The organism is Bacillus sp. HU-1818, from assembly GCF_022695965.1.
Taxonomy (GTDB): Bacteria; Bacillota; Bacilli; order Bacillales; family Bacillaceae; genus Bacillus; species Bacillus atrophaeus.
Genome location: NZ_JAAPBE010000003.1, coordinates 129,660 through 151,138 on the forward strand (window position 1 = coordinate 129,660; position 21,479 = coordinate 151,138).

At 43.1% G+C, this 21,479-nt stretch carries 19 protein-coding genes; 17 read left to right on the plus strand and 2 right to left on the minus strand.

Annotation, left to right across the window (positions count from 1 at the left end; translation table 11 throughout):
• Window positions 1-313 precede the first annotated feature (313 nt).
• The 9 genes from citZ (at window position 314) to coaE (ending at window position 11,685) form a co-directional block, all read left to right on the plus strand.
• On the plus strand, window positions 314-1,432 hold the full coding sequence (gene citZ / locus GXP75_RS11115; protein WP_061572582.1) for a citrate synthase: 1,119 nt from the start codon (window positions 314-316) through the stop codon (window positions 1,430-1,432).
• 165 nt (window positions 1,433-1,597) lie between these two features.
• Entirely contained in the window at window positions 1,598-2,869 is a 1,272-nt protein-coding gene (gene icd / locus GXP75_RS11120; RefSeq protein ID WP_214913895.1) for an NADP-dependent isocitrate dehydrogenase, read from the plus strand.
• A 34-nt stretch (window positions 2,870-2,903) separates the two neighbouring features.
• Entirely contained in the window at window positions 2,904-3,842 is a 939-nt protein-coding gene (gene mdh / locus GXP75_RS11125; RefSeq protein WP_003325113.1) for a malate dehydrogenase, read from the plus strand.
• A 224-nt stretch (window positions 3,843-4,066) separates the two neighbouring features.
• Window positions 4,067-4,789, plus strand: a complete 723-nt coding sequence (locus GXP75_RS11130) for a response regulator transcription factor (protein ID WP_214913893.1) — start codon at window positions 4,067-4,069, stop codon at window positions 4,787-4,789.
• Window positions 4,782-6,518, plus strand: a complete 1,737-nt coding sequence (gene pnpS / locus GXP75_RS11135) for a two-component system histidine kinase PnpS (protein WP_242556819.1) — start codon at window positions 4,782-4,784, stop codon at window positions 6,516-6,518. The genes GXP75_RS11130 and pnpS overlap by 8 nt, the downstream gene beginning before the upstream one ends.
• A gap of 252 nt (window positions 6,519-6,770) precedes the next feature.
• Complete coding sequence (gene polA / locus GXP75_RS11140; protein ID WP_242556820.1) at window positions 6,771-9,413, plus strand: DNA polymerase I; 2,643 nt, start codon at window positions 6,771-6,773, stop codon at window positions 9,411-9,413.
• A 26-nt stretch (window positions 9,414-9,439) separates the two neighbouring features.
• Window positions 9,440-10,267 (plus strand): DNA-formamidopyrimidine glycosylase, encoded by an 828-nt coding sequence (mutM, locus tag GXP75_RS11145; protein WP_242556821.1) that lies wholly within the window; start codon window positions 9,440-9,442, stop codon window positions 10,265-10,267.
• 175 nt (window positions 10,268-10,442) lie between these two features.
• Window positions 10,443-11,075 (plus strand): sporulation membrane protein YtaF, encoded by a 633-nt coding sequence (ytaF, locus tag GXP75_RS11150; protein ID WP_003325118.1) that lies wholly within the window; start codon window positions 10,443-10,445, stop codon window positions 11,073-11,075.
• Window positions 11,076-11,091: 16 nt separating this feature from the next.
• Complete coding sequence (coaE, locus tag GXP75_RS11155; RefSeq protein ID WP_242556822.1) at window positions 11,092-11,685, plus strand: dephospho-CoA kinase; 594 nt, start codon at window positions 11,092-11,094, stop codon at window positions 11,683-11,685.
• A 44-nt stretch (window positions 11,686-11,729) separates the two neighbouring features.
• Here coaE and GXP75_RS11160 read toward each other — a convergent pair whose 3' ends face one another.
• Window positions 11,730-12,572 carry an aldo/keto reductase gene (locus GXP75_RS11160; RefSeq protein ID WP_242556823.1) on the minus strand — a complete coding sequence of 281 codons (843 nt, stop codon included), beginning with the start codon at window positions 12,570-12,572 and terminating at the stop codon, window positions 11,730-11,732.
• A gap of 89 nt (window positions 12,573-12,661) precedes the next feature.
• Window positions 12,662-13,858, minus strand: coding sequence for an MFS transporter (locus tag GXP75_RS11165; RefSeq protein ID WP_242556824.1), 1,197 nt, complete (start codon window positions 13,856-13,858; stop codon window positions 12,662-12,664).
• A 188-nt stretch (window positions 13,859-14,046) separates the two neighbouring features.
• Here GXP75_RS11165 and GXP75_RS11170 point away from each other — a divergent pair, with 188 nt between their 5' ends.
• The 8 genes from GXP75_RS11170 to ytxC all read left to right on the plus strand — a co-directional run bounded on the left by GXP75_RS11170 (window position 14,047) and on the right by ytxC (window position 21,141).
• Window positions 14,047-14,427 (plus strand): winged helix-turn-helix transcriptional regulator, encoded by a 381-nt coding sequence (locus GXP75_RS11170; RefSeq protein WP_013390619.1) that lies wholly within the window; start codon window positions 14,047-14,049, stop codon window positions 14,425-14,427.
• 252 nt (window positions 14,428-14,679) lie between these two features.
• Window positions 14,680-15,702: a glyceraldehyde-3-phosphate dehydrogenase gene (locus GXP75_RS11175; RefSeq protein WP_003325124.1), complete on the plus strand. Its 1,023-nt coding sequence runs from the start codon at window positions 14,680-14,682 to the stop codon at window positions 15,700-15,702.
• 234 nt (window positions 15,703-15,936) lie between these two features.
• Window positions 15,937-16,317 (plus strand): adenosylmethionine decarboxylase, encoded by a 381-nt coding sequence (gene speD, locus GXP75_RS11180; protein ID WP_003152471.1) that lies wholly within the window; start codon window positions 15,937-15,939, stop codon window positions 16,315-16,317.
• A gap of 290 nt (window positions 16,318-16,607) precedes the next feature.
• On the plus strand, window positions 16,608-17,066 hold the full coding sequence (gene nrdR / locus GXP75_RS11185; RefSeq protein WP_214913877.1) for a transcriptional regulator NrdR: 459 nt from the start codon (window positions 16,608-16,610) through the stop codon (window positions 17,064-17,066).
• A 111-nt stretch (window positions 17,067-17,177) separates the two neighbouring features.
• Window positions 17,178-18,596 carry a replicative helicase loading/DNA remodeling protein DnaB gene (dnaB, locus tag GXP75_RS11190; protein ID WP_214913875.1) on the plus strand — a complete coding sequence of 473 codons (1,419 nt, stop codon included), beginning with the start codon at window positions 17,178-17,180 and terminating at the stop codon, window positions 18,594-18,596.
• A gap of 27 nt (window positions 18,597-18,623) precedes the next feature.
• Window positions 18,624-19,556 carry a primosomal protein DnaI gene (dnaI, locus tag GXP75_RS11195; RefSeq protein ID WP_242556825.1) on the plus strand — a complete coding sequence of 311 codons (933 nt, stop codon included), beginning with the start codon at window positions 18,624-18,626 and terminating at the stop codon, window positions 19,554-19,556.
• A gap of 33 nt (window positions 19,557-19,589) precedes the next feature.
• Window positions 19,590-20,222, plus strand: a complete 633-nt coding sequence (locus GXP75_RS11200; RefSeq protein WP_214913871.1) for a TVP38/TMEM64 family protein — start codon at window positions 19,590-19,592, stop codon at window positions 20,220-20,222.
• A gap of 88 nt (window positions 20,223-20,310) precedes the next feature.
• Window positions 20,311-21,141 (plus strand): putative sporulation protein YtxC, encoded by an 831-nt coding sequence (gene ytxC / locus GXP75_RS11205; RefSeq protein WP_242556826.1) that lies wholly within the window; start codon window positions 20,311-20,313, stop codon window positions 21,139-21,141.
• The last annotated feature ends 338 nt before the right edge of the window (window positions 21,142-21,479 follow it).

Below are 21,479 nucleotides of genomic sequence, written 5' to 3' on the forward strand. Positions count from 1 at the left end.
AAAAAACAATCAAAAACCCGCAAATAAAGGCACTTTTTGTATGTAAAATCCGCGAAAAAGAGAGAAAGAAAAAAAAATTATAGTTAAACATTTAACAAATGTCTGATTATTGTTTATAATAAGAATAGGCTTAAAGTTAATCAAGCTTATAAGATTTAGTTATGGTCTTCCATAAGCAGGGGGTTAATGAATTGTAAACAGTAAAATGTAAGCATTTTCTTTTAGGGAAAAGTGATTACTTTTTACACTTTAAGCAAGCCTCATGTTTCACATTACTCTAAAAGGGGAATTTTTTTGAAAAGGAGAGGTTAATATGACAGCAACACGCGGTCTCGAAGGGGTTGTAGCAACAACATCATCTGTAAGTTCTATTATCGACGATACCCTTACATATGTAGGGTACGATATTGATGACTTAACAGAGAATGCTAGTTTTGAAGAAATTATTTACTTGCTTTGGCATTTAAAGCTGCCGAACAAAGAAGAACTCAATGAATTTAAAAAGCAGCTTGCACAGGAAGCTTCCGTTCCTAAAGAAGTTATTGAGCACTTCAAATCTTATTCCCTCGAAAAAGTTCATCCTATGGCTGCTCTCCGGACAGCTGTATCTTTACTCGGTCTGCTCGACGATGAAGCGGATGTTATGAATCCGGATGCCAATTACAGAAAAGCGATACGCCTTCAAGCGAAGGTGCCTGGTTTGGTTGCCGCTTTCTCTAGAATTCGCAAAGGTCTTGAACCGGTTGAACCAAAAGAAGATCTGGGGATCGCCGAGAATTTCCTTTACACGTTAAACGGAGAAGATCCTTCGCCGATTGAAGTGGAAGCGTTTAATAAAGCGCTCATTCTCCATGCTGACCATGAACTGAACGCGTCAACGTTCACAGCGAGGGTATGTGTCGCTACGCTATCTGATATTTATTCCGGTATTACGGCAGCAATCGGAGCCTTAAAAGGACCGCTTCACGGCGGTGCGAATGAAGGCGTTATGAAGATGCTTTCGGAGATCGGAGAAGTGGAAAACGTTGAGCCTTACATCCGCGCCAAAATGGAAAAGAAAGAAAAAGTAATGGGATTCGGACACCGTGTTTACAAGCATGGAGATCCGCGCGCCAAGCATTTGAAGGAAATGAGCAAGCGATTAACAAACTTAACGGGTGAAAGCAAATGGTATGAGATGTCGATCGCAATTGAAGACATCGTCACATCAGAAAAAAAACTTCCGCCAAATGTTGATTTTTATTCGGCATCGGTTTACCACAGCCTGGGTATTGATCACGATCTCTTCACGCCAATCTTTGCGGTCAGCAGAATGTCCGGATGGCTTGCGCATATTCTTGAGCAATATGACAACAACCGCTTGATCCGTCCGCGCGCAGATTATACGGGCCCTGACAAGCAAAAATTTATTCCGATTAACGAAAGAGCCTAAAGAACCAATGGAGGCTGGCTGGATTTAATGAAGTTAGCCTCTTGTTTGGAACAGTGATCTTGGTTTACAATTTTAATTGAATGTTAAGAAAAATCATTTTGTTTTTTTATATCAGAAAAATAAAATGTTTTCTAAATATGAATTACATACTGGGAGGTAATATTTGTGGCACAAGCTGAAAAAATTACAGTTACTGACGGTGTATTGAATGTACCGAATAATCCGATTATCCCGTTTATCGAAGGTGACGGCATCGGCCCTGATATTTGGAAAGCGGCTTCAAGAGTTTTGGAAGCAGCTGTAGAAAAAGCATATAAAGGCGAAAAGAAAATCACTTGGAAAGAAGTTTATGCAGGTGAAAAAGCATTTAACAAAACGGGCGAATGGCTGCCTAACCAAACGCTTGAAGACATCCGCGAATATTTAATCGCCATTAAAGGCCCGCTTACAACTCCGATCGGCGGCGGAATCCGTTCATTAAACGTAGCGCTCAGACAGGAATTAGACTTGTTTACATGTCTTCGTCCAGTCAGATACTTTAACGGCGTACCTTCGCCTGTTAAGCGCCCTCAAGATACGGATATGGTTATTTTCCGTGAAAATACGGAAGATATCTACGCTGGAATCGAGTATGCAAAAGGCTCTGAAGAAGTGGAAAAATTAATCAACTTCTTAAAAACTGAGCTTGGTGTCAACAAAATCCGTTTCCCTGAAACATCAGGCATCGGTATTAAGCCTGTTTCAGAAGAAGGCACACAGCGTCTTGTAAGAGCGGCCATTCAATATGCAATTGACCAAAAACGCAAATCAGTCACATTGGTTCATAAAGGCAACATCATGAAGTTCACTGAAGGAGCCTTTAAAAACTGGGGCTATGAAGTGGCTGAAAAAGAATTTGGAGATAAAGTCTTTACATGGGCTGAATATGATCGTATTGTAGAACAGGATGGGAAAGATGCAGCAAACAAAGCGCAAAGCGAAGCTGAGGCTGCCGGCAAAATCATTATCAAAGACAGCATTGCTGATATCTTCCTTCAACAAATTTTAACGCGTCCAAGCGAATTTGATGTGGTAGCTACAATGAACTTAAACGGCGACTACATTTCCGATGCGCTTGCAGCGCAAGTCGGCGGAATCGGTATCGCGCCTGGGGCTAACATCAATTACGAAACAGGACACGCTATTTTCGAAGCAACTCACGGAACGGCGCCTAAATACGCGGGACTTGATAAAGTGAACCCGTCATCTGTTCTTCTTTCAGGCGTGCTTTTACTTGAGCACCTTGGATGGCAGGAAGCTGCTGATCTTGTGGTTCAATCCGTTGAAAAAACAATCGAATCTAAAGTCGTAACTTACGATTTTGCCAGATTAATGGACGGTGCCACAGAAGTGAAGTGCTCGGAATTTGCTGACGAATTAATCAAAAACTTGTCTTAATTCTTAAACTTATAAGTTAAAGGGGAAAAAGCAAATGGCGAACAAGCGTAAAAAAGTATCTGTAATCGGAGCCGGTTTTACCGGTGCAACAACTGCATTTTTGACGGCTCAAAAAGAATTGGCTGATGTTGTATTAGTCGATATTCCGCAATTAGAAAATCCGACTAAAGGAAAAGCGCTTGACATGTTAGAAGCAAGCCCTGTGCAAGGGTTTGATGCAAAAGTTACCGGAACGTCAAACTATGAAGACACTGCCGGATCTGACATTGTAGTCATTACGGCGGGAATTGCTAGAAAACCTGGGATGAGCCGGGATGATCTCGTGTCTACGAATGAGAAAATCATGAGAAGTGTGACGCGTGATATCGTAAAACATTCTCCTGACTGTGTGATTGTCGTTTTGACAAACCCAGTTGATGCAATGACTTACGCCGTGTATAAAGAATCAGGATTCCCTAAAGAACGCGTCATCGGACAATCAGGCGTGCTGGATACTGCGAGATTCAGAACGTTTGTGGCTGAGGAATTGAATCTGTCTGTTAAAGATGTAACGGGATTTGTTCTTGGAGGCCACGGAGATGATATGGTGCCGCTTGTGCGTTATTCTTACGCCGGAGGTATTCCGTTAGAAACACTTATTCCGAAAGATCGGATTGACGCAATCGTAGAACGGACAAGAAAAGGCGGCGGTGAAATCGTCAACCTGCTTGGAAACGGAAGCGCATATTATGCTCCTGCCGCATCACTTGTAGAAATGATTGAAGCGATCTTAAAAGACCAGCGCCGTGTATTGCCGACTATTGCCTATCTCGAAGGAGAATACGGCTATGAAGGCATTTACTTAGGTGTTCCGACAATTGTCGGAGGCAACGGCCTTGAACAGATTATTGAATTGGAATTAACAGATTACGAAAAAACGCAGCTGAACAAATCTGCTGAATCTGTTAAAAATGTCATGAAAGTTTTATCTTAAGATAATAACAGGGAGGGCTTTGTTACGAAGCCTTCCTGTTTTTATACAAAAATGTAAGCGCTGTCTTTTTTGTGCCATCCTAATGATGTGTTCTTTTTCAAAATGATTAAAAAGGCGAATTGTCGAACCGGCTTCCATTCGTTAAAATGAAATCATGAAACGTGTTATGATGACATAAAATAGAGAAATAGGATGTCGGGGAATTTTGATAATGGAGGCACAGCATGAGCAAAAAAATTTTAGTTGTGGATGATGAAGAATCTATCGTTACTCTTTTGCAGTATAATTTGGAGCGGTCGGGCTACGAGGTTGTCACCGCATCAGATGGTGAAGAAGCTTTAAAACAGGCGGAGACAGAAAAACCTGACTTAATTGTGCTTGATGTCATGCTTCCTAAATTGGATGGGATCGAAGTGTGTAAGCAGTTGAGACAGCAAAAGCTAATGTTTCCTATTTTAATGCTGACAGCTAAAGATGAAGAGTTTGATAAAGTGCTCGGTCTTGAACTTGGCGCTGACGATTATATGACCAAGCCATTCAGCCCGAGAGAAGTAAATGCCAGGGTAAAGGCGATTTTAAGGCGTTCTGAAATAGCTTCTCCCTCATTTGACGGGCGGAATGACGTCAAGGACGGCCAGTTGATCATCGGTGATCTTAAAATTCTCCCGGACCATTACGAAGCTTATTTTAAGTCAAACCAGCTTGAGCTGACACCGAAAGAATTTGAACTGCTTCTCTATCTCGGAAAACATAAGGGCAGAGTTTTAACTAGAGATTTGCTGCTCAGCGCTGTGTGGAATTACGATTTTGCCGGAGATACCCGGATTGTTGATGTGCATATCAGCCACCTTCGCGACAAAATCGAAACAAATACAAAAAAACCCATCTATATCAAAACGATCAGAGGATTGGGGTATAAACTGGAGGAGCCTAAAATGAATGAATAATTACCGCGTGCGTCTTTTTGCTGTACTCGCCGTATTCATTATCTTGGTGTTTAGTGTACTTGGTCTTTTTTTACAACAGCTTTTCGAATCGGCTAATGAAGAAAAAGCAGCTGGCCAAATGGAAAAGGAAGCCAAATACATAGCTTCTCTCCTTAATGCCGGAGATTTGACAGCTAAAGAGAACGAGAAAGTAATTAAAGAAGCAGGCAGCGCGCTTGATGTAAGCGCGGCGGTTCTGAATGACGAAGGGCGAGTGTTATACAGTTCAGGCAAAAATACGAATGTTTCTTCTGTGATTACCCATCTCCATGCAGACAAAGGAACTTTGGTTAAATCTGACGACGCTTCCAGACTTTATTTCGGGCTTCCGCTGACAAACGCCGATAACAAAACAGGTTATGTTTTGCTGTCGTCCCGGGCGGAAAGCAGCTCAGGCATCAGCGGGGAAATGTGGGGCATGCTGGCAGCCAGTCTGTGTACCGCTTTTATTGTTATTGTATTCTTTTATACCAACATGACCTCCCGTTATAAAAAATCCATTGAAGCAGCGACAGGAATGGCAACAGAGCTGTCTAAGGGAAATTACGACGCCCGCACATACGGCGGATACATAAGCCGCTCTGATAAGCTCGGACGCGCGATGAACAGCCTCGCGTTCAATCTGATGGAGATGACAAGAACACAAGAAATGCAGCGCGACCGCCTTTTGACTGTCATTGAAAATATCGGATCAGGTTTGATACTGATTGACGGCAGAGGATTTATAAATCTTGTAAACAGGGCGTATGCGAAGCAGTTCCATACCCAGCCAAACCACTTGCTCCGCCGCCTTTACCACGATGCATTTGAACATGAGGAAATCATACAGCTTGTCGAAGAAATCTTCATGACCGAAACAAAAAAATGCAAACTGTTCAGGCTTCCGATCAATATTGAAAGACGTTATTTTGAAGTGGACGGCGTTCCGATCATGGGACCTGATGATGAATGGAAGGGAATCGTTCTTGTTTTTCATGACATGACGGAGACGAAAAAACTTGAGCAAATGAGAAAAGATTTCGTTGCCAATGTCTCACATGAATTGAAAACGCCGATTACGTCAATCAAAGGCTTTACAGAAACATTATTGGACGGAGCATTGGACGACAGGGAAGCTCTTTTAGAATTCCTCTCTATTATTTTAAAGGAGAGTGAGAGGCTTCAATCATTGGTGCAAGATTTGCTGGAGCTGTCTAAAATTGAACAGCAAAACTTCACGCTCAGCGTTGAGACGTTTGATGCGGCGAAAATGCTTGGTGAGATTGAAACGCTCCTTCAGCATAAGGCATCAGAAAAAGATATTCGATTTGAACTGAACATTCCGAAAGATCCTCTCTATGTTCAAGGAGATGTATACAGACTGAAGCAGGTTTTTCTTAATCTGGCAAACAATGCGCTGACCTACACGCCTGAGCATGGAACGGTCACCATTTCTGCAAATTTGGCAGAAGAGGATATTCAGATAGAAGTCGCTGATACGGGAATCGGGATTGAAACAAAAGAAATTCCCCGAATCTTCGAGCGCTTTTATCGCGTTGATAAAGACAGAAGCAGGAATTCAGGAGGCACCGGCCTTGGTCTGGCGATCGTTAAGCATTTAATAGAAGCCCATGAAGGTAAAATAGAAGTGAAAAGTGAACAGGGGCAGGGAACGATTTTTACTGTAGCACTGAAACGGGCGCCCAATTAGCTTGGGCAACCTTTACAAAGTGTTAACAATATCTTCATGCACTGTTAAACCTATGCTGTTAGGATGTAGTAGAACCCCTTCATCCAAGGAGCCAATTTGACGGCGGGAACCTATATGGTTCCCGTCCTTTTTTATGTCTACTCCCCAGGTTCGCTTATTTTCCTTTCAAATTGAACTTTGTTAAAATAAAAGAAGCAAAAGACTATCAAATTGAGATGAAAGGGAGCTTGCGCTTCTTAGGAGGATATATGAATGACGGAACAAAAAAAGTTAGTGCTTGTAGACGGAAACAGCCTTGCATACAGAGCATTTTTTGCCTTGCCGCTGTTAAGTAATGATAAAGGAATCCACACAAATGCGGTATACGGCTTCACGATGATTTTAATGAAAATGCTGGAGGACGAAAAGCCGACACATATGCTTGTGGCCTTTGACGCGGGTAAAACCACGTTCCGTCACAGCACATTTAAGGAATATAAAGGCGGCAGACAAAAGACACCGCCGGAGCTGTCGGAGCAAATGCCGTTTATTCGCGAGCTGCTTGACGCTTATCAAATCAGCCGCTATGAACTTGAGCAGTATGAAGCGGATGACATTATCGGCACGCTTGCTAAATCTGCTGAAAAAGACGGATTTGAAGTGAAGATATTTTCAGGAGATAAAGATTTGACACAGCTTGCGACAGACCATACAACCGTCGCTATTACGAGAAAAGGAATTACGGATGTCGAATTTTATACACCTCAGCATGTCGAAGAAAAATACGGGCTTACTCCTGAACAAATCATTGATATGAAAGGCTTGATGGGTGATTCCTCAGATAACATTCCGGGTGTGCCGGGAGTTGGCGAAAAAACAGCCATTAAACTTTTGAAGCAATTCCATTCCGTTGAGAAACTGCTCGAATCCATCGGCGAAGTGAGCGGCAAAAAACTGAAGGAGAAGCTTGAGGAATTTAAAGATCAGGCCGTTATGAGCAAGGAACTGGCGACGATCATGACCGATGCGCCAATTGACATTTCACTTGCTGAACTGGATTATGACGGCTTTAATCGGGAACAGGTCATTTCTATTTTTAAAGACCTTGGTTTTAATACGCTGCTTGAAAGGCTCGGAGAAGAGAGCGGAGAAGCTGAACAGCAGCAGGAGTTTGAAGATGTTGATATTCACAAGGTCGAAGAAGTGACAAGCGGCATGCTCGTTTCACCGTCTGCATTTGTTGTTGAACAAATTGGCGACAATTACCACGAAGCACCGATTCTTGGTTTTTCTCTCGTCAATGAAACAGGACATTATTATATCTCTAAAGAAATTGCCGTGCAGTCAGAGATATTTAAAAAGTGGGCGGAAGACGAATCTCAGAAGAAATGGGTATTTGACAGCAAACGTTCGGTAGTCGCATTGCGCTGGCAAGGCATTGAACTGAAAGGAGCGGAATTTGACGCGCTTCTTGCGGCGTATATCATCAACCCGGCAAATACGTATGATGACGTCGCCAGCGTTGCCAAGGATTATGGCTTACACATTGTATCAAGCGATGAAGCCGTTTACGGAAAAGGGGCAAAACGCGCGGTTCCCGACGAAAATGAGCTTGCCATGCATCTTGTCAGAAAGGCTGCGGCAGTAGACAGCCTTCGTGAAAAGCTTCTCCAGGAGCTTGAAAACAACGATCAGCTTGAGCTGTATGAAGAACTTGAATTGCCGCTTGCGTTAATTCTTGGAGAAATGGAGTCAATCGGTGTAAAGGTGGACGTGGGCCGGCTCGAGCGAATGGGAGAAGAACTTGGCGCAAGGCTGAAGGAGTATGAAGAAAAAATCCATGAGATTGCAGGAGAGCCGTTTAATATTAATTCTCCGAAACAGCTTGGCGTCATTTTATTTGAAAAACTCGGGCTTCCGGTTGTGAAAAAAACAAAAACCGGCTATTCAACCTCTGCTGACGTGCTTGAAAAGCTTGCGGACCAGCATGATATCGTGTCCTATATTTTACAGTACAGACAAATCGGAAAGCTCCAATCCACGTACATTGAAGGGCTTTTAAAGGTCATCAGAAAAGATTCACATAAGGTGCATACACGCTTTAATCAAGCTTTAACGCAAACAGGGCGGCTCAGTTCCACTGATCCGAATCTGCAAAACATTCCGATTCGGCTGGAAGAAGGCCGCAAAATCCGTCAGGCTTTTGTCCCGTCTGAGAAAGACTGGCTGATATTTGCCGCTGATTATTCGCAGATTGAGCTAAGAGTGCTGGCCCACATCTCAAAGGATGAAAATTTAATCGAAGCCTTTACAAATGATATGGATGTCCATACAAAAACGGCGATGGATGTGTTCCATGTGGCACAAGACGAAGTGACACCCGCAATGAGACGCCAGGCAAAAGCAGTGAATTTCGGCATTGTCTACGGCATCAGTGATTACGGGCTGTCCCAAAATCTCGGCATCACACGCAAAGAGGCCGCGGCATTTATTGAGCGCTATCTGGAAAGTTTTAAAGGCGTAAAAGTATACATGGAGGAATCAGTACAGGAAGCGAAGCAAAAGGGCTATGTGACGACGCTTATGCAGCGCCGCCGCTACATTCCTGAGCTGACAAGCCGAAATTACAACCTCAGAAGCTTTGCTGAGCGGACGGCGATGAACACGCCGATTCAAGGAAGCGCCGCGGATATTATTAAAAAAGCAATGATTGATATGGCAGCCAAGCTGAAAGAAAAACAGCTGAAGGCAAAGCTCTTGCTTCAAGTGCACGATGAATTGATCTTTGAAGCGCCGAAAGAAGAAATCAAATTGCTTGAAAAGCTTGTTCCGGAAGTGATGGAACATGCTCTTAGCTTAGATGTTCCGCTAAAAGTAGACTTTGCATCAGGCCCATCTTGGTACGATGCAAAATAAACAAATAGATAAAGGAAGTGATGGATGTGCCGGAATTACCAGAGGTTGAAACAGTCCGGCGCACTCTGACCGGGCTTGTGAGAGGAAAAACGATCAAATCGGTAGAAATCAGATGGCCGAATATTATTAAAAGGCCTGCCGAACCGGAGGAATTTGCGCGAAACTTAATAGGGGAAACCATCCAATCTATCGGGAGACGAGGAAAGTTTTTACTTTTTCATCTGGATCACTTTGTGATGGTTTCGCATTTGCGAATGGAAGGAAAATATGGGCTGCATCAGACGGAGGACCCGGACGATAAGCATGTTCATGTCGTATTTACGATGACTGACGGTACACAGCTGCGCTACCGCGACGTCCGGAAATTCGGAACGATGCATTTATTTCATCCGGGTGAGGAAATGAGAGAGCTGCCGCTTTCTCAGCTTGGCCCTGAACCGGATGACAAAGAATTTACAGACGCGTATTTGAAAGAACGGCTGATGAAAACAAACCGCGCCGTGAAAACCGCGCTGCTTGACCAGAAGGCGGTTGTCGGTCTCGGGAACATTTATGTAGATGAAGCGCTTTTTAGAGCGGGCATTCACCCGGAGACCAAAGCGAACCAATTATCAGCAAAAAAAATCAAAAAGCTCCATGAGGAAATTAAGAACACGCTTCAAGAAGCCATTGATGCGGGTGGAAGCACCGTTCGTTCTTATATAAATTCCCAAGGTGAAATCGGAATGTTTCAGCTCCGCCATTTTGTTTATGGAAAAAAAGACAAACCATGCAAAACGTGCGGTACCATGATATCTAAAATCGTCGTCGGGGGAAGAGGCACACACTTTTGTGCCAAATGCCAGAAACAATAAAGGTTAACTGTTCAAGCTGGCGGTGTGAATGATCAAAGTCTTTTAGGAAAGAAAACATTTGTTTGTATAACACGAATGTTTCATCTTTCCCATATATATAAAGAGCCCATGTAATAAATGCTGGGGTTTAAAAAGACTCTGATTATCGCGCACCAACAGAAAGGGAGAAACGGATATGCAAATGGTTTCTTTGCTGCTAGTGGCATTGGCAGTCAGCTTGGACAGTTTTTCGGTCGGATTTACGTACGGTTTGCGAAAAATGAAGATCCCGTTGAAAGCCATTATCGTGATTGCCTGCTGTTCAGGCGCTGTCATGTTTTTGTCTATGTTGATCGGGGGCTTTCTCACAAAGTTTTTCCCCGTCTATGTGACAGAAAAGCTCGGCGGACTGATTTTAGTCGGAATCGGCGCATGGGTCTTATACCAATTTTTCAGGCCGACAAAAGAACAGGATTACTTATTGCACGAAAAAACTTTACTTAATCTAGAGGTTAAGTCATTGGGGATTGTGATCCATATTTTAAGGAAACCGACAAGCGCTGATATCGACAGGTCCGGTACCATTAACGGAATAGAAGCGCTCCTGCTCGGTTTTGCCTTGTCGATTGACGCTTTCGGAGCGGGGATCGGCGCTGCAATTCTCGGATTTTCCCCTATCACCTTGAGCTTTGCTGTTGCAATCATGAGCTCGCTGTTTGTATCAATAGGTATATATGCAGGCCATGTGCTATCAAAATGGAGCTGGATTGATAAAATGGCGTTTTTGCCGGGGCTCTTGCTTATCACGATCGGGCTGTGGAAACTGTAAAAAAGGAGTGGCGTTCTTGACCTTAGTCATTGGTTTAACGGGAGGCATCGCAAGCGGCAAAAGTACGGTTGCCAATATGCTGAAGAATAAAGGAATCACTGTCATAGACGCGGATATCATTGCAAAACAAGCGGTTGAAAAAGGGATGCCGGCCTACCGGCAAATCATTGACGCTTTTGGTGAAGACATCCTGCTGGATAATGGTGACATAGACCGAAAAAAGCTTGGGGCCATTATATTTAATAATGAAGAAAAACGCCTTACATTAAACGGTATTGTGCATCCCGCTGTAAGAGCGGAAATGATTAGCAAACGGGATTTGGCAGTATCAAATAACGAGCAGTTCGTCGTATTAGACATTCCCCTGCTGTTTGAAAGCAAGCTGGAGCATTTGGTAGACAAGGTGCTGGTCGTAAGTGTAACAGAAGCGCTTCAGCTCAAAAGGCTGAAAGAGCGAAATCAGCTAACAGAGGAAGAAGCCTTGAGCCGAATTAATTCACAAATGCCGTTAGCAGATAAAATCAAACGAGCCGACAAGATCATTGATAACAGCGGCAGTTTAGAGCAAACAAAACGCCGGCTCGATGACATCATCTCTGGCTGGTCATAAAGAAACACCGTTCATCTTTTCTGAACGGTGTTTCTTTTTTTATATTAGAAATCAAAATTGTCTGGGTCCGGACCGACTCGTTCATTTTGATTCAGCTCATCAATTCGTTTCATATCCTCATTTGTTAATTCAAAATCAAACACGTTTGCATTTTCTGAAATACGGTGTGCTTTTGTTGACTTGGGAATGGTGATGACACCGTTTTGCAGATCCCAGCGCAAAATGATTTGTGCAACAGATTTGTTATATTGATGTGCAATTTCTTTCAGCATCGGGTGATCCAGCAATTGGCCCTGCATTAAAGGAGACCATGCTTCAAGCTGAATTCTGTGAGTCAGGCAAAATGCCTGCAGTTCTTTTTGAGTTAAGTGCGGATGGTACTCCACCTGGTTGACCATCGGTTTGATTTCAGCATCTTTCATCAAGTCTTCCAGATGATGAATTTGGAAATTGCTTACTCCGATCGCTTTAATCCGTCCTTCTTTATAAAGGGTTTCAAGCGCTCTCCATGCATCTTTATATTTCCCTTCCACGGGCCAGTGAATCAAGTATAAATCTAGATAGTCTAATCCGAGTTTTGTTAAGCTTTCTTCAAATGCTGCGATGGCTGATTCATATCCTAAATCCGCGTTCCAGATCTTTGATGTGACGAATAAGTCCTCTCTTGAGATCCCGGCTTCTTTGAGCCCTTCACGTATTCCTTTTCCAACGCCTTCTTCATTTCCGTAAATCGCGGCTGTATCAATGCTGCGGTAGCCATGGGAAATGGCTGTTTTGACGGCATTCACTAACACTGAACCTTCTTCAACTTTAAAAACTCCGATGCCAAACCAAGGCATTTTCACTCCGTTATGAAGTGTTGCTGTATCCTGTAAATGTGTTGCCATTATTGATTTCCTCCTTAATTTGCTACATGTATTTGATAGTTAAAATAATCCGGTCTAAAAAGAAGCGTATCACCTACTTTCAAAGATAGTTATTGTACTGTTTTTCTTTGGTCGTGTTTTTCGAGAAGACGGCTGTATCCTGTCAGCCCCACTGCTCCTAAAACCATCAATGATCCGATCCATGCCGTATGAATAAGTCCAATCGAATCTGTGATCACTCCGCCTAAATATGAACCAATCGCAATGCCTGCGTTAAAAGCAGCAATATTAATGGCAGACGCCACATCGACGGCGCTTGGAACGAAACGCTCGGCCAGCATGACTACATATACTTGGAGCCCAGGCACATTCATAAAAGCCAAAAATCCCATAAAGATAATGGTCAGGAGGCCCGCTATTTTAAAAGGAGCCGTAAATGTTAAGACCAAAAGCACAATAGCTTGCACAATAAACATATAAAATAAAGCAGTAATCGCGTTCCGGTTAGACAGTTTTCCGCCAATCATGTTGCCTATTGCAATGGCAATTCCATAAATGAGCAAAATAAAAGCTACAGTACCTTCTTTAAAGCCTGTTACCTCTTGAAGCAATGGAGATAAATAAGTAAAGACAACAAAGGTTCCTCCATATCCTAATGCTGTAATGATAAATAAAAGCAGCAAGCGTCCATTGGTCACCAGCTTGATTTGGTCGCGAAACGTTGTACGGGTTCCTTTACGCAAATCCGATGGAATAAGGATGCCGTTTGTGACAAGAGCAATAACGCCTACTGCAATAATGACAATAAAGGCAAGTCTCCAGCCGAATTGCTGTCCGATAAATGTACCGAAAGGAACCCCGGTAACGGTTGCAACGGTAAGTCCTGTGAACATAATCGAAATCGCACTCGCTCTTTTATGTTCAGGTACAAGATCCGCTGCGATCGTAGAGCCGATTGACATAAATACACCGTGTGAAAATGCCGAAATCACCCGAGCGGCCAGTAAAACCCCAACACTCGTTGCGCTGGCTGCCATTGTATTGCCGGCGATAAAAATCACCATGATCCAAATTAATAAAGTTTTCCGCGGCATTCTGGATGTCAAGGATGTCAGAATCGGCGCGCCGAATGTGACCCCTAAAGCATACAAGGAAACGGTCAAACCGGCTGTCGTGACAGGGATGTGTAAATCATCCGCGATCAGTGGCAAAAGGCCAACGCTGATAAATTCTGTTGTTCCGATGGCAAATGCACTCACGGCTAACGCCAGAAGCGCGAGTGTGCTGCGTTTTTTATTTAAAGTCATTTTCCTCTCCTCCTAGTTAGGTGCTGTATGATTGAAATTCTGCCGAGCAAGCTATATAAATAATGAGAGTATGTTCAATATCGACCGGCAAATGTTATTATGAGAGATATATACATTAAAGAAAAGTACGTACTTAAAAGTGCTATAGGTACTTTTTTGTTCCTATAGAAGAGGAGGATGAACTGAATATGCAGAAAAAAAAATACAATATTTCAGTAGAAGCGACACTGGAAGTGATAGGAGGGAAATGGAAATGTGTGATCCTTTGCCATCTCACACATGGCAAAAAACGAACAAGTGAATTAAAACGTCTTATGCCGGATATTACTCAGAAAATGCTGACTCAGCAGCTGCGCGAGTTAGAATCGGACGGAGTGATCAACCGGATCGTGTACAATCAAGTTCCTCCTAAAGTCGAATATGAACTGAGTGATTATGGGAGAAGTCTGGAAAGTATTTTAGATTCTCTTTGTGCGTGGGGAGCAAAACATATCACAAAAGTATATGGCGACACCTTTTCTGTTTTAGAAGAGAGCGTATTGAATGATAAATTAAAACAGGAACTTTAAAAAAACCCGGAACATCTAAAAAAGAGCAGAATCTTTATGTCTGCTCTTTTTTTTGATGCCATGTCCGGCCTGATTTTTATGCGGATTCACAATAAAAATCAATTTAGGATGCAAAAAAGCCCAATGTACATCATAAATTATCATGACAATCGTTGATTTTTATCAAGATGTACTGGCAAAAAAGCTTTAATGTGTTATACTAATTTCAGATAACAACAAATTAGAATGACATAATTGATGAGGGGTGACCTTATGAAGGTGAAAGTAGCAATTAACGGGTTTGGACGCATCGGAAGAATGGTATTCAGAAAAGCAATGTTAGATGATCAAATTCAAGTGGTGGCAATTAATGCGAGTTACTCCGCAGAAACGCTGGCCCATTTAATAAAGTATGACACGACTCACGGACGGTACGAAAAAGAAGTAATAGCTGCGGAAAACAGTCTTATTGTGAATGGCAAAAAAGTGCTTTTATTAAACAGCAGAGACCCGCACAAGCTTCCTTGGAAAGAATATGATATCGATATCGTGGTGGAGGCAACAGGGAAGTTTAATGCAAAAGAAAAGGCAATGAGCCACATAGAAGCCGGCGCAAAAAAAGTCATTTTAACTGCTCCGGGAAAAAATGAAGACGTTACCATTGTGATGGGCGTTAATGAGGATCAATTCGATGCAGAGGAGCATGTCATCATCTCCAACGCCTCATGTACAACGAATTGCCTGGCTCCGGTTGTCAAAGTGCTTGATGACGAGTTCGGCATCGAGAGCGGTTTAATGACAACCGTCCATGCATATACGAATGACCAAAAAAATATTGATAACCCGCATAAGGATTTGCGACGCGCCAGAGCTTGCGGAGAATCCATCATTCCGACGACTACGGGCGCTGCCAAGGCGCTGTCATTAGTGATGCCGCACCTGAAAGGGAAGCTGCACGGGCTCGCTTTGCGTGTGCCGGTTCCGAATGTGTCATTAGTTGATCTCGTTGTCGATCTAAAAACAGATGTAACGGCTGAAGAAGTGAATGAAGCTTTCAGGCAGGCAGCAAGAAGTTCAATGTACGGTGTGCTTGATTATTCCGATGAACCGCTTGTTTCCTCTGATTATAATACAAATTCACATTCTGCGGTCATTGACGGACTGACGACGATGGTGATGGAGGACCGTAAAGTAAAGGTTCTCGCGTGGTATGATAATGAATGGGGCTATTCCTGCAGGGTTGTCGATCTCATCCGCCATGTTGCCGCGAGAATGAAACACCCTTCAGCTGTATAAAATAAAGTCATGGGCACTCATTAACAAAAACCCTTACCTGCAAATTTGAAAAAACTCGCCTTGCAAAATAGACTTAAACGAAGTATACTATTTTTCGTGAACTTCTTGCTCGAGACTGTTTCGGGATTACTTAAAGGGTTAGGACCTCTCCGGACTAACTTTCCCCCGTGGTAAATAGCCGACCCAGTTGTTGGAATTTCACTTTTTAATTCTTGTTAAGGGGGGTCCATGACTATGGAAACAATGGGGCGTCACGTTATCTCCGAGCTATGGGGATGCGATTTTGATAAGCTGAATGACATGGATTTTATTGAAAAAACGTTTGTAAATGCTGCTTTAAAATCAGGAGCTGAGGTGCGCGAGGTTGCATTTCACAAATTTGCACCGCAGGGCGTAAGCGGAGTCGTGATTATTTCTGAATCACATTTAACGATTCACAGTTTTCCTGAGCACGGATATGCGAGCATTGATGTTTATACTTGTGGAGACTTAGATCCTAATGTCGCTGCTGACTACATTGCGGATGCATTACATGCTGATACAAGAGAAAACATTGAAATACCAAGAGGAATGGGACCTGTTCAAATTAAACAGGCTCAAGCCAAAGTATTATAATTTTAAACACGTACACAAAGGGAGCTGGAGTTAAAAAGCCATTACGCGCTTTTTAACTTACGCTCCTTTTATATTTGTAAAGCAAATAATGGCAGTCAGCTTTTTCTTTTTCCGTTTTTTTTGTAAAATAAGAAAGGGAATAATCATTGATAGCAAGGCGGGTGTCCGAACGAGCCCGCACAAACGGCTCTCCCGACAGATTGGGCAATCGTCATCATCTATTTACGATATTTTAGCCGGAAGCTGCCGAACATACATCATAGCAACGAAATAGATGGGAGCTGATTATATTGAAATGTCCTTCATGCCAGCATAACGGCACGCGCGTTCTCGACTCGCGGCCTGTGGACGACGGAAAATCAATTCGCAGAAGGCGGGAGTGTGAATCTTGCCATTACCGTTTTACAACTTTTGAAAAGGTAGAAGAGATTCCGCTTATCGTCGTGAAAAAAGAGGGCCTACGCGAAGAATTCAGCCGGGAAAAAATGCTGCGCGGTTTAATTAAAGCTTGTGAAAAAAGACCGGTTCCTTTGAAAACCCTTGAAGATATGTGCTTTGACATTGAAAAAGAACTGAGAAACCAAGGCGTCTCTGAAGTGAAAAGCGAACTTGTCGGGGAAATGGTAATGGACAGGCTGGCTGAGGTTGATGAAGTCGCCTATGTCCGATTCGCGTCCGTATACCGCCAGTTTAAAGACATTAATGTATTTATTGATGAATTAAAAGATTTAATAAAGAAAGAGCGCTAAGAGCTAAAAGGAATCTTCTAGCTCTTTTCTCATGAGCAAATTTGGCATTTGATAGATATGAGAAACGGTGTAAAATGAGAAGTAGAAACAATTCGGAAGGTTTGAGAATGTATGGCTGACTATTGGAAAGATGTATTGCCTGTAGACCCTTATATGGTGAAAAGCCGTTCCATGCTGCAGGACATTGACAGACAAATCATTACACAACTGTATCAGCCCTTAATCGGCCCTTTTGCATACTCTCTATATATGACATTGTGGGGAGAGCTTGAACAAAACCGTCTGTGGGGAACCGAATCCACTCACAGGCAGCTGATGGGGATTACGCAGTCGAATTTAAAGAAAATCCATCATGAGCAAGGGAAACTTGAAGGGATCGGATTATTAAAGGTATATGTAAAAGAGGCTGATCAAGAGCGGATGTTTATATATGAGCTGCTTCCTCCCCTCAGGCCGGATGAGTTTTTTGAAGATGGAATGCTGAACGTTTTTTTATATAACAGAGTCGGCAAAACGACGTATCAGCAATTGAAACAATTTTTCGCCCATCCGTCTGTCCCAGAGGAGGCGAAGGAGATTACACGCCCGTTCAATCATGCGTTTGAAGCTTTGCAGCCGAGTGAATGGAAGCTTTCGGCCGACATGGCGGAAACGATGGAGCTTCCTCAAGGCGAGGAATATACATCTGTCGGTCAAGCGCCTTCTTATACCGTAACAGAGGACGTGTTTGATTTTGACCTGTTTTTAGCAGGGCTTTCAGAAACGATGATTCCTCGGAAATCCATCACAAAGATGGTGCGTGAATCTATTAAGAAGCTGTCGTATCTTTATGGAATTGATCCTTTGCAGATGCAAAATGTTGTCATGAGCGCCATTAATGAACAGGATGTCATTACAACCGAAGCCTTGAGAAAAGCGGCGAGCGATTGGTATCAGATTGAGCGGAACGGACAGCTGCCGGACTTGATTGACAAGACACAGCCGGTGCGCCTGCGTGAAGGCGAAAAACAGGCAGAACAGGACTCATTGGACGGCACGCTCATTGCACAGCTTGAAATGATTTCTCCGAGAAAGCTTCTTCAAGATATCGCGGACGGGACAGAGCCGTCTAAAGCTGATTTAAAAATTATTGAAGATATTATGTTCGAACAGAAGCTTGAGCCAGGTGTAACAAATGTTTTAATTTATTATGTTATGCTCAAGACTGATATGAAGCTGTCAAAAAATTATATCCAGAAAATCGCTTCACACTGGGCCCGAAAAAAAGTGAAAACAGTGAGAGAAGCGATGAAACTTGCAATAGAAGAGCATCGCCAGTATTTAGAATGGGCTGACGGAAAAGCAAATCAGCCATCTAACAGAAATAAGAAAGTTATACGCGAAGAAAAGCTCCCTGACTGGCTGAAAGACAAAACAAAGAAGCCGAAATCTGCCGATGGACAACAGAAGTTAAGCCAGAATGATCTGGAAGAACAAAAGAAGAAAATGATGGAAGAAATGAAGAAACTCAAAAAATACTCTGCCTATTAAAGACAGAGAAGCGGGGTGAATTGATACATGGAACCAATCAGCCGTTCCTTGCAAGGCGTAACAGGCAGACCGGATTTCCAGAAACGCCTGGAACAAATGAAAGAAAAAGTAATGAAGGATCAAGACGTACAAGCTTTTTTAAAAGAGCATGGCGATATCAGTCAAAGTATGATTGAACGCAGCTTAAATAAGCTTTATGAATATGCCCAGCAAAGCAAAAATTGCGCTTATTGTTCAGAGGATGAAAACTGCAACAATCTTTTAGAAGGCTTTCATCCGAAGCTTGTTGTAAACGGGCGGTCCATCGATATTGAATATTATGAATGCCCGGTGAAGCGCAGGCTTGATCAGCAAAAAAGACAGCGGACCTTAATGAAGAGTATGTACATTCAGCAGGACCTTCTCGGAGCCACATTCCAGCAAATTGATATAAACGATCCGAGCAGGCTCGGCATTTTTCAGCACGTCACAGATTTTTTGAAACAATACAATGAAACGGGCAAAGGAAAGGGACTTTATCTTCATGGGAAATTCGGTGTAGGAAAGACATTTATTCTCGCCGCAATCGCCAATGAACTTGCAGAGAAAGAATATTCTTCAATGATTGTATATGTCCCTGAATTTGTCAGAGAACTGAAAAACTCGATGCAAGATCAATCGTTGGAAGCAAAGCTCAATATGGTGAAATCAACCCCCGTCCTGATGCTGGATGATCTCGGGGCGGAATCCATGACGAGCTGGGTGCGGGACGAAGTGATCGGAACGGTGCTTCAGCACAGAATGTCTCAGCAGCTGCCGACGTTTTTCTCCTCCAATTTTTCGCCGGACGAATTGAAGCATCATTTCACGTATTCTCAAAGAGGTGAAAAGGAAGAAGTAAAAGCGGCCAGACTGATGGAGCGCATTTTATATTTGGCTGCGCCGATCCGTTTGGACGGAGAGAATCGCCGCCATCAGTAGGTTTACGGCCCAAAGGGGAAGGGATCTGAAGGAATGAACACAAAAAGAGTTGTCAAATGGCTTGCCGTTATAGCCGGAGCGGGGCTGTTGTTTTATGCTAATCGGAGATATTTCAATGTGTCGCCAAAAGAGATCCGCTTATGGGTTTTATCTTTTGGTGTATTTGCTCCGCTTGTTTTTATCGGGATATCTATTATTCGGCCCTTCGTGCTGTTCCCTGTTTCGGTAATTTCAGTAGCCGGCGGACTCGCGTTCGGCCCGATGCTCGGAACGATGTACACGTTAATGGGATCGATGTGCGCCGCGGCTGTTTCATTTCTTGCAGCGGGCCTGTTTGCCGCAAGAAAAAAAAGCCATCATGTAAGACTTGAAAACATTCAGAAACAAATGGAGAAGAACGGATTTTTTTATATCTTTATGCTCCGAATCCTGCCGATTAACTTTGATCTGATCAGCTACGCTGCAGGTATCTCCAATATTAAACCATGGACATACCTTGCTGCCACCGCCGCGGGGATCATTCCCGGCACCATCGCGCTCAATGTGCTTGGCGCAAGCTTTTTTACGGGCAATGTCCTTGTGTTCTCCATCGTGATTGTCATCTATATCATTTTTTTAACACTGCCATTTGTTTTCAAAAAGAAGATGCCGAGCCTGTTTCACTGACGAAGTTTGAGATTTGGCATTGAGCTTTACGTCTATTTTAAAAGTCTCCCCCATATACTTGTAACAGATGCCGTAAGGGGGGACAAACATGCTTGAAATGATCTTTGAAGATGACCAAGACACAGCTGCTTTTTTACATCTCATTCAGCAATCGGACGATAAGAAAAAAGTGATTGTCCGTAAAGACATAAAAAAAATCGCAATTGCACAAGCTAAAGCTGATTTTTCAATTCAGCGTTTCATCGAGCCGGTCTTGGTCAGGTTTTTTTTAGAATGTAAAGAAGACGAGCATATGCTGTCGCTGATTGAAGGGTCGTATTGCTTCTCTGATCCGGATGAACAGCAGCAAATCCTTCAGCTCGCCCACAGTATCATTGAAGGGGACCTTGATGATTTGCCGTTCAAACAAAAAAAACTTCCTCGGTCACAGTATATTTTAGAGGAACTGCAGACGATTTCTTTAGAGACCGGGGTTTTTTCAGTGCGTTCTTTTCAAACATTTCGTCTTGGGAATTATTACGAACAGCTCAGAGAGTATGTGGAAGCTGCGATAGACGAATACAAAATGGAGCAGGAATATCAAAACTTTATTCAAACGCTGAGAGACTACGTCACCTCTAACACACCGCGTATGGAAAAGGTTCATATCGTCCATGACGGAACATTTACACTGTGGGAGCTGCGCTATGTTTCTGAACGGGAGCAAAAAAAATACATAGACAGGCGCTTTGTAAGGGAACACCCGATGTATATAGATTCGCATTTGCTCGCACCGCTCATATCCATCGCGCCGGAGAAGCTCGTGCTTTATACTGACAAGCCTGAGCATATGATGGTCAGGACCATACAGAATGTCTTTCAAGAACGGATGCAGATGTTTCCGCTGAGCGCGTTTGTCACCGAGAAGTCGAAAGGGTAGCCGTTAACAGCCTTACAGGTAAGTAAGGCTGTTTGGATAGAAAAAAGAAAAATGCTTGTGTTGATTTTTTTTGGCAAACCTTTTATAATACATAGAAGATTATTGATCAGTTAAACGTACTGATAAGGACAAGAAGGAATGATACCGGCTTTGAAGAGAGGGAAGCCCCCGGCTGCAAGCTTCCCAGCTAAGGACCATTCACTTTACCGCCTTTGAACCTCAGCTGTGAACGGCTTTTCTGCCAAGTAATGACTGACGGGAACTCCCGTTACAGAGTCTAGAGCCGCCATGCGCATGAGTTGTTTTTGCGTGTGCGGAAAAAAGGGTGGAACCACGAT

What these genes read in the sequence shown, in the direction of transcription:
- ytxC (WP_242556826.1), top strand. Translation starts at nt 20,311, where the DNA reads ATGCTTGAAATGATCTTTGAAGATGACCAAGACACAGCTGCTTTTTTA.
- ytaF (WP_003325118.1), top strand. Translation starts at nt 10,443, where the DNA reads ATGCAAATGGTTTCTTTGCTGCTAGTGGCATTGGCAGTCAGCTTGGAC.
- GXP75_RS11175 (WP_003325124.1), top strand. Translation starts at nt 14,680, where the DNA reads ATGAAGGTGAAAGTAGCAATTAACGGGTTTGGACGCATCGGAAGAATG.
- GXP75_RS11160 (WP_242556823.1), bottom strand. Translation starts at nt 12,572, where the DNA reads ATGGCAACACATTTACAGGATACAGCAACACTTCATAACGGAGTGAAA.
- speD (WP_003152471.1), top strand. Translation starts at nt 15,937, where the DNA reads ATGGAAACAATGGGGCGTCACGTTATCTCCGAGCTATGGGGATGCGAT.
- dnaB (WP_214913875.1), top strand. Translation starts at nt 17,178, where the DNA reads ATGGCTGACTATTGGAAAGATGTATTGCCTGTAGACCCTTATATGGTG.
- pnpS (WP_242556819.1), top strand. Translation starts at nt 4,782, where the DNA reads ATGAATAATTACCGCGTGCGTCTTTTTGCTGTACTCGCCGTATTCATT.
- GXP75_RS11170 (WP_013390619.1), top strand. Translation starts at nt 14,047, where the DNA reads ATGCAGAAAAAAAAATACAATATTTCAGTAGAAGCGACACTGGAAGTG.
- citZ (WP_061572582.1), top strand. Translation starts at nt 314, where the DNA reads ATGACAGCAACACGCGGTCTCGAAGGGGTTGTAGCAACAACATCATCT.
- GXP75_RS11130 (WP_214913893.1), top strand. Translation starts at nt 4,067, where the DNA reads ATGAGCAAAAAAATTTTAGTTGTGGATGATGAAGAATCTATCGTTACT.
- mdh (WP_003325113.1), top strand. Translation starts at nt 2,904, where the DNA reads ATGGCGAACAAGCGTAAAAAAGTATCTGTAATCGGAGCCGGTTTTACC.
- GXP75_RS11165 (WP_242556824.1), bottom strand. Translation starts at nt 13,858, where the DNA reads ATGACTTTAAATAAAAAACGCAGCACACTCGCGCTTCTGGCGTTAGCC.
- dnaI (WP_242556825.1), top strand. Translation starts at nt 18,624, where the DNA reads ATGGAACCAATCAGCCGTTCCTTGCAAGGCGTAACAGGCAGACCGGAT.
- polA (WP_242556820.1), top strand. Translation starts at nt 6,771, where the DNA reads ATGACGGAACAAAAAAAGTTAGTGCTTGTAGACGGAAACAGCCTTGCA.
- GXP75_RS11200 (WP_214913871.1), top strand. Translation starts at nt 19,590, where the DNA reads ATGAACACAAAAAGAGTTGTCAAATGGCTTGCCGTTATAGCCGGAGCG.